At 72.1% G+C, this 14,231-nt stretch carries 14 protein-coding genes; 8 read left to right on the top strand and 6 right to left on the bottom strand.

Annotated elements, in window-relative coordinates; translation table 11 throughout:
- Nucleotides 1-43: 43 nt before the first annotated feature.
- From ACWC09_RS05230 to ACWC09_RS05240, 3 genes are all read left to right on the top strand, one after another.
- Nucleotides 44-784, top strand: coding sequence for an ABC transporter ATP-binding protein (locus ACWC09_RS05230; protein ID WP_450848652.1), 741 nt, complete (start codon nt 44-46; stop codon nt 782-784).
- Nucleotides 781-3,348: an FtsX-like permease family protein gene (locus ACWC09_RS05235; protein WP_450848653.1), complete on the top strand. Its 2,568-nt coding sequence runs from the start codon at nt 781-783 to the stop codon at nt 3,346-3,348. Before ACWC09_RS05230 ends, ACWC09_RS05235 begins: the two co-directional genes overlap by 4 nt.
- Before the next feature lie 150 nt (nt 3,349-3,498).
- Nucleotides 3,499-4,161, top strand: a complete 663-nt coding sequence (locus tag ACWC09_RS05240) for a thiaminase II/PqqC family protein (RefSeq protein ID WP_450848655.1) — start codon at nt 3,499-3,501, stop codon at nt 4,159-4,161.
- Between the two features lie 22 nt (nt 4,162-4,183).
- Here ACWC09_RS05240 and ACWC09_RS05245 read toward each other — a convergent pair whose 3' ends face one another.
- The 5 genes from ACWC09_RS05245 to ACWC09_RS05265 all read right to left on the bottom strand — a co-directional run bounded on the left by ACWC09_RS05245 (nt 4,184) and on the right by ACWC09_RS05265 (nt 8,976).
- Complete coding sequence (locus ACWC09_RS05245) at nt 4,184-4,417, bottom strand: DUF6213 family protein (RefSeq protein ID WP_450848657.1); 234 nt, start codon at nt 4,415-4,417, stop codon at nt 4,184-4,186.
- 25 nt (nt 4,418-4,442) lie between these two features.
- Nucleotides 4,443-5,837, bottom strand: coding sequence for an NADP-dependent succinic semialdehyde dehydrogenase (locus ACWC09_RS05250; protein WP_450848659.1), 1,395 nt, complete (start codon nt 5,835-5,837; stop codon nt 4,443-4,445).
- A 73-nt stretch (nt 5,838-5,910) separates the two neighbouring features.
- Nucleotides 5,911-6,390, bottom strand: a complete 480-nt coding sequence (locus ACWC09_RS05255; RefSeq protein ID WP_450848661.1) for an NUDIX domain-containing protein — start codon at nt 6,388-6,390, stop codon at nt 5,911-5,913.
- Nucleotides 6,387-7,925 (bottom strand): ATP-dependent DNA ligase, encoded by a 1,539-nt coding sequence (locus tag ACWC09_RS05260; protein WP_450848663.1) that lies wholly within the window; start codon nt 7,923-7,925, stop codon nt 6,387-6,389. The genes ACWC09_RS05255 and ACWC09_RS05260 overlap by 4 nt, the downstream gene beginning before the upstream one ends.
- Nucleotides 7,926-8,052: 127 nt before the next feature.
- A complete protein-coding gene (locus tag ACWC09_RS05265; RefSeq protein WP_450848665.1) occupies nt 8,053-8,976 on the bottom strand; it encodes an NAD(P)/FAD-dependent oxidoreductase in 924 nt (307 codons plus the stop codon).
- Between the two features lie 65 nt (nt 8,977-9,041).
- Between ACWC09_RS05265 and ACWC09_RS05270 the strand changes: the two genes are divergently transcribed.
- Nucleotides 9,042-9,614, top strand: a complete 573-nt coding sequence (locus tag ACWC09_RS05270) for a helix-turn-helix domain-containing protein (protein WP_450848667.1) — start codon at nt 9,042-9,044, stop codon at nt 9,612-9,614.
- Nucleotides 9,615-9,616: 2 nt separating this feature from the next.
- Here the strand turns inward: ACWC09_RS05270 and ACWC09_RS05275 are convergent, their stop codons facing one another.
- Entirely contained in the window at nt 9,617-9,958 is a 342-nt protein-coding gene (locus ACWC09_RS05275) for a helix-turn-helix transcriptional regulator (protein WP_450848668.1), read from the bottom strand.
- Between the two features lie 132 nt (nt 9,959-10,090).
- Between ACWC09_RS05275 and ACWC09_RS05280 the strand changes: the two genes are divergently transcribed.
- The 4 genes from ACWC09_RS05280 (at nt 10,091) to ACWC09_RS05295 (ending at nt 14,197) form a co-directional block, all read left to right on the top strand.
- The gene (locus ACWC09_RS05280; RefSeq protein WP_450848670.1) at nt 10,091-10,807 is read left to right on the top strand and encodes an ANTAR domain-containing protein; all 717 of its coding nucleotides are present in this window, start codon (nt 10,091-10,093) and stop codon (nt 10,805-10,807) included.
- A gap of 128 nt (nt 10,808-10,935) precedes the next feature.
- Entirely contained in the window at nt 10,936-11,913 is a 978-nt protein-coding gene (locus ACWC09_RS05285; protein ID WP_450848672.1) for an NADPH:quinone oxidoreductase family protein, read from the top strand.
- On the top strand, nt 11,910-13,127 hold the full coding sequence (locus tag ACWC09_RS05290) for an acyl-CoA dehydrogenase family protein (protein WP_450848673.1): 1,218 nt from the start codon (nt 11,910-11,912) through the stop codon (nt 13,125-13,127). The genes ACWC09_RS05285 and ACWC09_RS05290 overlap by 4 nt, the downstream gene beginning before the upstream one ends.
- On the top strand, nt 13,124-14,197 hold the full coding sequence (locus tag ACWC09_RS05295) for an acyl-CoA dehydrogenase family protein (protein ID WP_450848675.1): 1,074 nt from the start codon (nt 13,124-13,126) through the stop codon (nt 14,195-14,197). Before ACWC09_RS05290 ends, ACWC09_RS05295 begins: the two co-directional genes overlap by 4 nt.
- Nucleotides 14,198-14,231 lie beyond the last annotated feature (34 nt).

Genomic DNA, 14,231 nt, shown 5'->3' on the forward strand with positions numbered 1-14,231 from the left:
GGACTTGAGGCACCACTGAAGGACGGTCGCTCAGGGAGTCACGGTGCACGCAAGCCGGTACGCGGTCCAACTCACGGACGTGACAAAGCGGTACGGGGAGGGACCGGACGCCGTCCTCGCCCTCGACAAGGTCGGTGCGGGCATCGAGTCCGGCACCTTCACGGCGGTGATGGGCCCCTCGGGCTCCGGCAAGAGCACCTTCCTGCACTGCGCGGCCGGACTCGACCGGCCCACGGCGGGCGAGGTGCGCCTCGGCGACCAGGACCTCTCGGTACTGCGCGAACGGCGCCTCACGGAACTGCGGCGGACCCGGATCGGCTTCGTCTTCCAGGCCTTCAACCTGCTCCCGTCGCTGACCGTCGAGCAGAACATCGCCCTGCCGCTGCGCCTGGCCGGCCGACAGCCCGAGGAGGCCTGGCTGCGGCACATCGTCGCCGCCGTGGACCTGGGCGACCGACTCGCCCGCCGCCCCGCCCAGCTCTCCGGCGGCCAGCAGCAGCGCGTGGCGATCGCCCGCGCCCTGGTCACCCGCCCCGAGGTCATCTTCGCCGACGAGCCCACCGGCGCCCTCGACCCGGAGACCGCCCGCGACATCCTGGTCCTGCTGCGGCAGGCCGTCACCGATCTCCACCAGACGGTCGTGATGGTCACCCACGACCCGGTCGCCGCCGCCCACACCGACCAGGTGCTCTTCCTCAGCGGCGGCCGCATCGTCGACGGCATGGTCGGCCCCAGCGCGGACCGGGTCGCCGAGGTCATGTCCGGCCTGCGGAGGGCGGTGTGATCCTCACCCTCGCACTGCAGACCCTCAAGGCCCGCAAGGGAGGCTTCGCCGGCACCTTCGTGGCCCTGCTGCTCGGCGCCGCCGTGCTCAGTGCCTGCGGCATCCTCCTGGAGTCCGGCATCCGCGCGGGCTCCCCGGCCGAACGGTACGCGGCGGCGGACGCGGTGGTCACCGGCCGCCAGGAGGCCACGCTCACCCTGAAGGACCTGGACGGCTCGACCATGAAGGAGTCCCAGCCGCTGCCCGAACGCGTCCCGCTCACGGCGTCTCCGGCCGACCGCATCCGGCGGGCCGACGGTGTCCGCACGGTGATCGAGGACGACGGTGCGACGGTACGCCCGGCGACCACCGACGGCCGCCCCGTACCGGGGCACGACGGCACCGCGCCCGAGGCCCACAGCTGGTCGACCCTGCCCCTCGGCGACTTCCGGCTGACCAAGGGCCACGCGCCCCGCACGGCCCACGAGATCGTCCTCGACACCGAACTCGCCGCACGCGCGGGCACCGGCCCCGGCGACGAGATCCGCCTGATGAGCACGTCCGCGCCCCGCACCTACACCGTCACGGGCCTCGTCGCCCTGAAGGACGGCCGGGCCCCCCGCCGGTCGGTGCTCTTCCTCTCCGACGCGGGCCTGCGCCACCTCGCGCCCTCCATCTACGCGTTCGGAGTCCTGGCCACGCCGGGCACCTCGCCCGGACAGCTGGCCGACGCGATCCGTGCCTCCCTCGGCGACGACCGTCTCGCCGTACACACCGGCGACGGACGCGGCCGGGCCGAGTTCCTCGACGTCGTCGTCAGCGGGTCCAACCTCGTGGTGCTGGCCGCCGCGGTCGGCGGAAACGTCCTGCTCATCGCCGTCTTCGTCCTCTACGCCACCACATCCCTGTCCGTCCGGCACCGGCGCCGGGAGATCGCCCTGCTGCGGGCGATCGGCACCACGCCGGGCCAGCTGCGACGCATGCTGGCGGCGGAGGCGGCCGCCACCGGGCCGGCCGCCGGGGTGCTGGGGTGCCCGCTCGGACTGGTCCTGGTGTACTGGCTGCGCGACCGGTTCGCCGGACACGGCATCGTGCCGCCCGACTTCGCCCTGGCGCTCAGCCCGCTGCCGTTCCTCGGGGCGGTCCTGGTGACCACCCTGACCGCACTGGTCGCCGCTCTCGTCTCCGCCCTGCGGGCGACCCGCATCCGGCCGACGGAGGCCCTCGGTGAGGCCGCCGTCGAGCCCTCCGGCCTGAGCCGTGGGCGCAGGATCACCGGCCTGGTGCTGCTGGTGATCGCGGCCGGAGCCTTCGTCACCGGCCTCGTACAGCACGCCGACTTCCTCACCCTCGTCGGCCTCGCCAACTCCATGGTCCTCCTCCTGGTGATCGCCACCGCCGTCCTCGGCCCACTGCTCGCCCGCACAGCCGTACGCCTCCTCGCCCCGCCACTCGCCCGCACCGGCGTCACCGGCCACCTCGCCGCGGCCAACACCCGGGCCAACGCGGGCCGTCTGGCCGGGGCGATCACGCCGCTCGTCCTCGCCGTCTCCTTCGCGTCGACCGTCGTCTTCACCCAGACCACCGCCCTGCGCGAGTCGACCGACCAGGTGCGCTCGGGTCTCGTCGCCGACCACGTGCTCACCGCACCGAACGGGGTCTCGCCCGATCTGGCCGTGAAGGTACGGGAGTTGAAGCAGGTCGAGTCGGCCACCGGACTGGTCAAGTCCAAGGTCGTCGCCGTGGGCGAAATGATGGGCGCCCAGGATGCCGTCTCGCTCGGGGCCCAGGGCGTGGACCCCACCGCACTCGGAACCACCCTCGATCTGCACGCCCGCGACGGCGACCTGACGGAACTGTCGCCCGGCACTCTCGCCCTCAGCACCACCGCGGCCTCCTGGCTCGGCCTCGGCGTCGGCGACACCGCCGGCCTCCGCCTCGGCGACGGAACTCCCTTCCACGGCAAGGTGATCGCCGTCTACACCCGCGGCCTCGGCTTCGCCGACATCACCCTGGACCACGACCTCCTGCTCGCCCACACCACCCAGAAGACCGACGCCTCGGTCCTCGTCCGCTCGACCCCCTCCGCACAGGGCCTCACCCAGGCCCTGTCCCACGTCGCCGCCGCCTACCCCGGCACCGTGCTCCGCGACGGCCTCGCCACCGACGACCAGTTGGCCGAACAACGCGCGAACGCCTGGGTCAACTACCTCGTCGTCGGCGTGATCATCGCCTACACCGCGATCACCGTCGTCAACTCCCTCGCGATGACCACAGCGGCCCGCCGCCGGGAGTTCGCGCTGCTACGGCTGTCCGGCACCGCCCGCCGCCAGGTGGTCGGCATGATGCGCAGGGAGAGCGCCGTCGTCGTCCTGTCCGGGGTGGGGCTCGGCACGCTGCTCTCCGCGTTCCCGCTGATCCTCGTCGCCCTCGCGCTGGGCGGGGCGCCGTGGCCCGCGGTGACCGCGCCGGGCTGTGCGGCGATCGCGGGCGTGACGGCGGCCCTGGCCGTCGCGGGCACGATGGTGCCGGTCCGGGTGCTGCTGCGCATCCGGCCGGTCGAGGCCATCGGGGCCGGGGAGTGAGGTCGGCGCCGTCTCCGTGCCTGCTGTCGCCTCGGGAAGCGGTGCAGTCCACGATCACCCGTGAGGGCGACGAACCCGCGCCGGACTACTCCGTCCCGGGGACACCGTGCCAAGGTCGGAACAGGAGCCCCACATCCGACGGAGGACGCGATGGAGCGCACGGCCACGGACCTGCTGCGAACGACCACCGCCCAGCTGGCCCCCGACCCGCAGGCCAACCCCCTGATCCCCCTGATCGCCTCCGGCGAGGCCCCCCGCGACACCCTCGCCACCCTGGCCCTGGAACAACACTGGGTGATCCCCGCGGACCGCACGGCGTTCCTGCATCTGGCGCAACGAGCGAGGGAGGAGCCGGAGGCGGCGGCGTACTTCGAGATGCTGGCCGAGGGGGAGACGTCGGCGGAGGAACGCCTCGAACCGTTCGCGAGGGCCTGCGGCGTCGACGCGATGCGGACGACGGCCTACGAGCCCCTGCCGGGCTGCCAGGCCTACCCGTCCTACGTGTCCTGGCTGGCCCTGAACGCCTCCCCGACGGACGCGGTCCTGGCCATCACGGCCAACTTCTCGGCGTGGGGCGGCTATTGCGCAACGATCGCCGAGGCACTTCGCACCCACTACGACTTCAAGGCCGAGGCCTGCGCCTTCTTCGACTTCTTCGCGGAACCGGCCCCGGAACTCGACCGCAGGGCGACGGCGGCGGTTCAGGCGGGTCTGGACGCCGGGTTCCTCGACAAGGAACGAGCACACACATACGGCCTCTTGCTGCAGAGCTACGAGGCCATGTTCTGGGCAACGGTCGCGCAGCTCACCTAGGGCCCGCACCCGCCGTCGGTGCTCAGCCACCCCCACTGCTGTGCGCGATGCACGCCACATCAATCCGATCGGCAAGCTTCGCCAGCTCAATCGTCAGCGCGGCCACCGTATCCTCGTCCAGCCCCTCCTCCCCGGCCTCCACAAGATGCAGCCACCGCCCACCCACGGTCCGCAACAACTTGCTGACATCGGCGGCAGCCACCTGCAAGGTCCCGCGGTCGTCGACGATCAGAGGCAGAGTCACTTCGCGGTTCACAACCGGGATGTTAGCCCCGCAACACTCACGCCCCATGCCAAACCGTCGTGATGTTGCAGAACTCCCGGATTCCGTGCCCGGACAGCTCACGCCCGTACCCGGACCGCTTGACCCCGCCGAACGGGAACGCCGGATGGGAGGCGGTCATGCCGTTGAAGAAGACTCCGCCGGCCTCCAGATCCCGTACGAAACGGTCCACCTCCGCCTCGTCCCGCGTCCACACGTTCGAACTCAGCCCGAACGGCGAGTCGTTGGCGATGAGCACGGCCTCGTCGAGATCGGCCGCCCGATACAGCGTGGCGACCGGCCCGAACGCCTCCTCGCGATGGATCCGCATCTCCCGCGTGATCCCGGCGAGCACGGTCGGCGGGTAGTACCACCCGGGCAGTTCGGGCCGCCGCAGCCGATGGCCGCCGCACAGCACCTCGGCCCCGCTCCGCCGCGCGTCCTCGACCAGTTCCTCCAGATCGCCCCGCCCCTGCTCGCTGGCCAGCGGCCCGATCTCGGTGTCCTCCTCCATCGGGTCGCCGACCTTGAGCGCCTTCATGCCCGCCACGAACCGCTCGGCGAAGGCGTCGTAGACATCCGTGTGCACGATGAACCGCTTCGCGGCGATGCACGACTGGCCGTTGTTCTGCACGCGTGCGGTGACCGCGATCCTGGCGGCCCGGTCGACGTCGGCGGACGGCATCACGACGTACGGGTCGCTGCCGCCCAGCTCCAGCACCGTCTTCTTGATCATCTCGCCGGAGGTGGCGGCCACGGCCCGCCCCGCAGGCTCGCTGCCGGTCAGTGTCGCCGCCTTGACGCGGTCGTCACGCAGGATGTCGTCGACCGCGCCGGAGCCGACGAGCAGCGTCTGGAAACAGCCCTCCGGGTAGCCGGCCTGGTGGAACAGGTCCTCCAGGAACAGGGCCGTCTGCGGCACGTTGGACGCGTGCTTGAGCAGCCCCACGTTGCCGGCCATCAGCGCCGGCGCCGCGAAGCGGACGACCTGCCACAGCGGGAAGTTCCACGGCATCACGGCGAGCACGGGCCCGAGCGGGCGGTACCGCACCCGCACGCGTGACGCGCCGGAGTCCTTGACGTCGGAGTCGGAGGGCTCCTCGTCGGCGAGGAGTTCCCCGGCGTGGTCGGCGTACCAGCGCATGGCCCTGGCGCACTTGGCGGCCTCCGCACGGGCCTGCTTGACCGGCTTGCCCATCTCGGTGGTCATGACCTTGGCGATGTCCTGCTGGATGTCGTCGAGCAGCCCGGCGGCCCGGTTCAGGAGGCGCGCCCGCTCCGCGAAGGACGTCGTGCGGTAGGTGCGGAACGTGGCCTCGGCGAGCTGGAGCCGGCGCTCCAGCTCCTCCTCGCCCATGGCCTCGTACGTCTTGAGCGTCTCACCGTTCGCCGGGTTCACCGTCGCGATGGGCATGGCCGACCTCCTGGAGCGGGCTTTGTTACGACCTTCCCGCGCACCACGGGCGACCGCAACGCATGGGCGTCTGCTAGGGCCTGCCTGAGGGCGAGTGCTCCGCCAGCCGGTCGAGAAACGCGGCCTGGGCCTTCACGATCACGTCCCTGGCGCGGTCGATCCCGAACCAGGCCACCCGGTCCAGTTCCGGGAACTCCTGGATCTGTCCGGACTTCGGCGGCCACTCCATCCGGAAGGTACCGGGATCGACGGTCGCCGGGTCGAGGTCGGCCTCGATCGCCCAGGCCGTGACGGTCTTGCCGTTGGTCTGCCGGATCCGGCCGAGTTCCGTCGCTTCTCCGTCCGGCGGTGGCAGCCCGAGCTCCTCCTGGAACTCGCGCCGGGCCGCGTCCCAGGCGGACTCCTCGTCGGGCTCGTACTCACCCTTCGGCACGGACCAGGCCCCGGCGTCCCGCCTGGCGAAGAACGGTCCGCCCATATGGCCGAGCAACACCTCCAGGCCCTGGTCGGTGTGCCGGTACAACAGCAGTCCCGCGCTCCACCTGGCGGTCACGGCCGTACCTCCGGGTGGGCGGCGAGCAGGGTCTCGACGGTGTCCGCCTCCTCGGGGCGCTTGTCCTCGCGGTAGCGGACCACGCGGGCGAAGCGGAGGGTGACGCCGGCCGGGTAGCGGGTGGACCGCTGCAGACCGTCGTAGGCGATCTCGACGACGAGTTCGGGGCGTACGGTCACCACATGGCCGTTGGTGTCGACGGACAGCTCCTGCAGCCGCTCGGTCTGCCAGGTCAGCATCGCGTCGGTCATGCCCTTGAAGGTCTTGCCGAGCATGGCGAAGCCACCGTCGGTCGTGCGGGCGCCGAGGTGGAGGTTGGAGAGCTTGCCGGTGCGGCGGCCGTGGCCCCATTCGGCGGCCAGGACGACGAGGTCGAGGGTGTGCACCGGCTTGACCTTCAGCCAGGACGCGCCGCGCCGCCCCGCGCTGTAGGCGGCGTCCAGCCCCTTGGCCACCACGCCCTCGTGGCCGCGTTTCAGCGTCTGGGCGAGGAAGTCCTCGGCCTGGCCCGCGTCGTCCGGTCCGGACACGAGCGCGCGCCGCACCCGCATCGGCTCGGGCACCAACCGGGCCAGCTCCGCGTGCCGTTCGTCGAACGGCAGGTCGAGCAGGTCGCGGTCGTCCACCGACAGGGCGTCGAAGAAGACGGGGGAGACGGGCACCGACTTGGCGGCCGTGGCCACGTCCACACGCGAGCCGACCCGCCCGGCCGTCTCCTGGAAGGAGCGGGGCCGGCCGTCCTCGCCGAAGGAGATGACCTCGCCGTCCAGGATGAACCGCGCGCCCCTGAGCCGCAGCGCGGCGCCCGTGACTTCGGGCAGCCGGTCGGTGATGTCGTCGAGGGTGCGGGTGTAGATCCGTACGGTGTCGCCGTCGCGGTGGACCTGGACGCGGATGCCGTCCAGCTTCTCCTCGACCGCACAGGCGCCGAGCTTCTCCACCGCCTCGGTGATCGAGGGGGCGGTGTGCGCGAGCATCGGCAGGACCGGGCGGCCGACGGTGAGGCGGAAGCGGTCGAGGGCGGGCGGGCCGTCGGCGAGCAGGGCCTGGGCGACGGTCTGGAGGGAGCCGGCGAGCATCACGGCCCGCCGGACCTCGTCGGCGGGCGCCTCGGTGGCCTGCGCCAGTCCCTCCACGGCCACCGCGTCCAGCGCGCCCTGCCGGACCTCGCCGGTGAGCAGCCCGAACAGGAACCGCTGCTCCTCCTCGGTGGCCGCACCCATCAACTCCCCGACCAGCCGGGCCCGTTCGGCCTGCGAGCCGGTGCCCGAGACCTTGCCGAGGTCGGTGAGGAGGGCGTCCACCTCGTGCACGGTCAGTGACGGCTCGGCGGAAGGTGCGACCGGGTGGCTCAGCACCTTCCAGCCGACGCCGAGCCGCCCCTGCGGCAGCCGTCCCGCCAGATACGGGATCACGATGGGCACGTCGTCCGCCTCGGCGTCCCGGAAGAGCTCGGCGAGCAGAGCGATCTTCCGGGACCGCGCCGGGGTGGCGGCGACCTCCTGGGACACATGGGCCAGCCGGGCAAGCAGCATGCAGCCATGGTGCAACGCGCTGCGCCGGGTTACACCTGGACGGACGGGTTGTGTCTCGTCCGGCGGCCGGCGGGGGCTTGTCGCGCCCACGCGGCGGAGCCGCACCTTGATGCAGCCCCGCGCCCCTTCAGGACCTTGCGTCCAGGTCGGTCATCAGCAGTTCGCCGTTGATCACCGCACCCGCCCGGTAGCCGCCGGCCGCCGCGTTCACGACCTGCTCGGCGAAACCCATGACGTTGCCCGCCGCCCAGACTCCCGGCACGTTCGTCAGGCCCGTCCCGTCGACCACGGGATACGAGCCGAACGGCGTCTCCTGGAGTTCGGCCCCGAGCCGCTCCAGCAGATCCGTCTGCGGGACGGCCCGGGGTGCCACGAACAGCACCTGGCGGTCATGGACCGTGCCGTCGGTGAGGCGAACGCCGGTCAGCCGGTCGTCCTCGACGACCAGCTCCGCGACCTCGCCGGGCACCACCTTCACCCCCGCCGCCGCGAGCCTGCGCAGGTCGTCGTCCGACAGGTCGGACTCGGCGACCGTGTGCAGGAAGAACGTCACGTCCCTCGACCACTGGGACACCATCAGCGCCTGGTGCACGCTCATCGGGGTCGAGGCGAGCACGCCGAAGGCCCGGTCGCGGACCTCCCAGCCGTGGCAGTACGGGCAGTGCAGCACATCCCGGCCGTAGCGCTCGGCGACCCCGGGGACCGTCGGCAGCTCGTCCCGGAGGCCGGTGGCGACCACGAGGGCCCTGCCGTGCACCTGCCGGCCGCTCGCGAGGGTCACCGCGAAGCCCTGCCCCTTCGAGGCGTCCACCGCGCGGTCCCGGACGAGTTCGACGCCGTACCGCGCGATCTCCTCCCGCCCGATCGCCAGGAACTCGCCCGGCGGCATTCCGTCTCGGGACAGGTAGCCCTGCATGTGGGCGGCGGGCGCGTTGCGGGGCTCGCCGGCGTCGACGACCAGGGTGCGGCGCCGGGCCCGGCCCAGGACGAGTGCCGCGGACAGACCTGCCGCCCCGCCGCCGATCACGATCACTTCGTATGTCTCGGTCATGCCGCCACGGTCACTCCGAGGGCGCGGGATTGACAAACGTCTTTGCCGATTCTGCAATACGACACATGACTACTGATGACGTGCTCGCGGAGGTCGGCCCCCGGCTGCGCCGCATCCGCAAGGAACGGGGCGCCACGCTCGCCGGGCTGTCGGAGGCGACCGGGATCTCGGTGAGCACGCTGTCGCGGCTGGAGTCCGGGCTGCGCAAGCCCAGCCTGGAGCTGCTGCTGCCGATCGCGCAGGCCCACCAGGTGCCGCTGGACGAACTGGTCGGGGCGCCCGCGGTGGGGGACCCGCGGGTGCGGAGCAAGCCCCTGGTGCGACACGGCCGCACCTACTGGCCGCTCACCCGGCAGCCCGGTGGCCTTCAGGCCTTCAAGGTGCTGGTGCCGCAGGGCACGGAGGAGCCCGAACCGCGTACCCATGAGGGCTACGAGTGGATGTACGTGCTCTCCGGGCGGCTGCGGGTCGTGCTGGGCGAGCACGACGTGGTGCTCGGGCCGGGCGAGGCCGCCGAGTTCGACACACGGGTACCGCACTGGTTCGGCTCGGCGGGGGACGGGCCGGTGGAGTTCCTGAGCCTGTTCGGGCCGCAGGGCGAGCGGATGCACGTACGGGCACGGCCGAAACAGGCGTGAGATCAGGCCGGGGCGTGCGGACGGCCTCCGGGCCGGGAGCGGTCGGCCTCGGCCTGGGCGAGCAGGGAGAGCAGCGAGGCCACGCTCAGTCCGGCTTCGGCGGGATGGCGCAGCACCTTGCCCGGCTCGATGCGGTAGGTGTTGGTGCGGCCTTCCCGGACGTGGGAGAGATAGCCGTCCTGCTCCAGATCGGAAATGATCTTCTGGACGGCACGTTCGGTGAGTCTGCAGTGTGCGGCGATGTCGCGGATCCGGGCGCTGTGGTTGTCGGCGATCGCGGCCAGCACCCGTGCGTGGTTGGTGAGAAACGTCCATCCGGTGTGTGGCTCCGGCACTCCATCCATGGACCTACTCTAGCGACTGGGTATTCACGCATTCAAAAACCCGAACTTTATTTCATGTATTGGTTGACGTGTGTGGGTCGGACGGGCGAATCTGGGAGCAGGACGCAGGCGAGCACACGAGGGAGAAGGGCCATGCAGGAACCTGCGCACTCGGTGCAGCCCCTCACCGTGCACGACACGAGCGCTCCGTGTCTGGCCACGATCCGGTCCGCGGCCGACGGCGACCGGACGATCGTCACGGTCCGTGGCGAACTCGACATCGGTGCCGGGCACCTCCGGCCCGTGCTGGACGACGCCCTCGACTGCTCGGTCACCGGCGTCGACCTGGATCTGGCCGCGGTCGGATTCTGCGATTGCGGCGGCCTGAACATCCTGCTCGACCTGCGCAAGCGGGCCCTCGCCGAGAGCAAGACCGTCGCCGTCCTGGACTGCGGCCCGGCGGTCGGACGGCTGCTCGACCTGACCGGCACCCGTGAGCTGTTCGTTCCGCCCGGCCCCGGCGGCCCGCACACCCTGCCCGTCGGCGTTCCCGAAGGCGGGGACCGGCGCGGGAAGGTCGATCAGGAGCTGCGCACGGAGGTCGCCCAGCTGCGCCGGGCGATGCAGACCCGGCCGGTCATCGACGTGGCCCGCGGCATTCTGATGGCCACCTTCGGTCTGAGCCCCGAGACCGCCTGGGCCGTGCTCGTCACGGCCTCCCAGAACACCAACACCAAGCTGCACCAACTCGCCCAGGATCTGGTGGGTACCGTCGACGGGGGTCCGTTGCCCGAGGCGGTACGGCAGCAGGTGGCGGCGGCCGTCGCCAGGGCGCAGGAGAGCTCGAAAGGCACCCCGCCCGGCGCGTAGGCCGGGTGTGACGTTCGCGGCAGGGCTGTTCCCTCGAAGGCAAGCGACCGCTTAGTATGCGGTGGACCCCGGTCAGTGGACCGCGGCCCAGACTCCGGTACGACGACGCAGTCCCGTGGAGGCACCGCATGCAGGCATGGCAAGTGCACGAGCTCGGCGAGCCGAGTGAGGTGATGCGGCTGGAGGAGGTGGAGACCCCCACCCCGGGCGACGGCCAGGTCCTGCTGAAGGTGCGTGCCGCCAACATCAACTTCCCGGATGTGCTGATGGTCCGCGGCCACTACCAGGTGCGCCCGCCGCTGCCGTTCACTCCTGGGGTGGAGATCTGCGGTGAGACCGAGGACGGGCGGCGCGTCATCGCCAACCCCGCGCTGCCGTACGGCGGTTTCGCCGAGTACGCCCTCGCGGATGCCGCCGCTCTCCTCCCCGCCCCGGACTCGCTGGACGACGCCGAGGCGGCCGCGCTGCACATCGGCTACCAGACGGGCTGGTTCGGCCTGCACCGCAGGGCTCGGCTGGAGGCCGGCGAGACACTGCTCGTCCACGCTGCCGCGGGAGGGGTCGGCAGCGCGGCCGTGCAGCTCGGCAAGGCGGCCGGCGCGACGGTCATCGGTGTCGTCGGGGGTTCCGAAAAGGCCGCCGTCGCCCGGGAGTTGGGCTGTGACGTCGTCGTCGACCGCAAGAGCGAGGACGTCGTCGCCGCCGTCAAGGAGGCCACCGGCGGCCGGGGCGCCGACGTGATCTACGACCCGGTCGGCGGGGAGGCCTACATCCAGTCGACCAAGGTCGTCGCCTTCGAGGGACGGATCGTGGTCGTCGGCTTCGCCGGTGGGACCATCCCCAGCCCGGGGCTGAACCACGCCCTGGTGAAGAACTACGCGATCCTCGGCCTCCACTGGGGCCTGTACAACACCAAGAACCCGAAGCTGGTCCTGCACTGCCACGAACAGCTCACCGAACTGGCCGCCCGGGGCGCCATCAAGCCGCTGGTGAGCGAGCGCGTCCCGCTGGGCGAGGCCGCCGCCGCCGTGCAGCGCGTCGCCGACGGCGTCACCACGGGTCGGGTCACGATCCTTCCCTCGCTGGACAACGGAGCCGCCGCATGACCGACGCAGCCGAACTCAAGCGCCGCACAGCGGAGTTGCTGGCCGCACACCCGCCCGCCACGACCGACCGCCTGGACTTCCTGCGGGCCCGCTTCGACGCGGGACTGGCCTGGGTGCACTACCCCGAGGGCCTCGGCGGCCTCGGCGCACCGCGCTCCCTCCAGGTCGTCGTGGACGCCGAGCTGGAGGCCGCGGGCGCCCCCGACAACGACCCGCGCCGGATCGGCATCGGCCTCGGCATGGCCGCGCCGACCATCCTCAAGTACGGCACCCAGGAGCAGAAGCAGCGCTATCTGCGGCCCCTGTGGACCGGCGAGGAGGTCTGGTGCCAGCTCTTCAGCGAGCCCGGCGCCGGGTCCGACCTGGCCGCGCTCGGCACCCGGGCCGTCCGTGAGGATGGGGGCCCCTCCCGCCCGAGCGAAGCCGAGAGTGGGGGAGACTGGGTGGTCAACGGGCAGAAGGTGTGGACGTCCAGCGCCCATCTCGCCCGCTGGGCCATCCTCATCGCCCGCACCGACCCGGACGTGCCCAAGCACGCGGGCATCACCTACTTCCTGTGCGACATGACCGACCCGGGTGTCGAGGTCCGTCCGCTGCGCCAGATCACCGGCGAGGCCGAGTTCAACGAGGTCTTCCTCACCGGCGTCCGTATCCCCGACTCCCGCCGCCTCGGCGAGATCGGCGACGGCTGGCGGGTCGCGCAGACCACGCTCAACAACGAGCGCGTCGCCATCGGCGGTATGCGGCTGCCCCGCGAGGGCGGCATGATCGCCCCGGTCGCCAAGACCTGGCGCGAGCGTCCCGAACTGCGCAGCCACGACCTCCACCAGCGGCTGTTGAAGCTCTGGGTCGAGTCCGAGGTCGCCCGCCTCACCGCCGAACGCCTCCGCCAGCAGCTCGTCGCCGGCCAGCCCGGCCCCGAGGGCGCCGGCATGAAGCTCGCCTTCGCCCGCCTCAACCAGGAGATCAGCGGCCTGGAGGTCGAACTCCGCGGCGAGGAGGGCCTGTTGTACGACGACTGGACCATGCGCCGGCCCGAGCTGGTGGACTTCGTCGGCCGGGACGCCGGCTACCGCTACCTCCGCTCCAAGGGGAACAGCATCGAGGGCGGGACCAGCGAGGTCCTGCTGAACATCGTCGCCGAGCGCGTCCTGGGCCTGCCGTCCGAGCCGCGCACCGACAAGGACGTCGCCTGGAAGGACCTCGCACGATGACCGACCTGCTGTACTCCGAGGAGGAAGAGGCGCTGCGGTCCGCCGTACGGGACCTGCTCGCCGACCACTGCGACGCCCCCGGCGTCATCGCCCGCACCGAGTCCGACGCCCCGCACGACCTCGCGGCCTGGAAGGCCCTCGCCGACGGCATGGGCCTCGCGGGCCTGCTGGTGCCCGAGGACAAGGGCGGCCAGGGCGCCACGCACCGCGAAGTCGCCGTCGTGCTGGAGGAGTTGGGCCGCGCCGTGGCCCCCGTGCCCTACCTCACCAGCGCCGTCGTCGCCACCGAGGCGCTGCTCGCCTCGGACGCCGACGACCTGCTCGCCGAGCTGGCGTCCGGGCGGAAGATCGGCGCCCTCGCCGTCTCGCTGAGCGTTGCCCCGGGCAGCGCCTACAAGGTGGTACGCCATGAAGGCGGTGCCCTGCACGGGGAGTTGACCGGCATCGCGGACGCGGCGGTGGCCGACGTGCTGCTGGTCCCCGCCGACGACGGCGGGCTCTACGCGGTGGAGGCGGACGCGGTGACCGTCACCGCGCAGCCGTCCCTGGATCTGACCCGCCCGCTGGCGACCGTCCGGCTGGACGGCGCACCCGGCCGACTGCTCGGCGACGCCGAACCCGCCGTCCGCCGGGCCCTGCGCACCGCCGCCGGACTCCTCGCCTCCGAGCAACTCGGCGTGGCCGACTGGACGTTGACCGAGACCGTGCGCTACCTCAAGGAGCGCAAGCAGTTCAACCGTCCCGTCGGCGGCTTCCAGGCCCTCAAGCACCGGCTCGCCCAGCTGTGGCTGGAGGTCGCGGGCCTCCGCGCCGCCGCCCGCAACGCGGCGGACGCCCTGACGACCGGCGAGGACGTCGAACTGGCGGTGGCCGTCGCCCAGGCGTACGCGGCGCCCGTCGCGGTCCACGCCGCCGAGGAGGCGCTGCAACTGCACGCCGGTATCGGCATGACCTGGGAGCACCCGATCCACCTGTACCTCAAGCGGGCCAAGGCCGACTCGATCGCCTACGGCACGGCGGGTTCCCACCGTGCCGCGGTGGCCGAACTCGTCGACCTGCAGGCTCCCTGAGCGTCACCCGGTGAAGCCCGCCCCACCTGGGGCG

It is taken from the genome of Streptomyces sp. NPDC001617 (assembly GCF_053596855.1).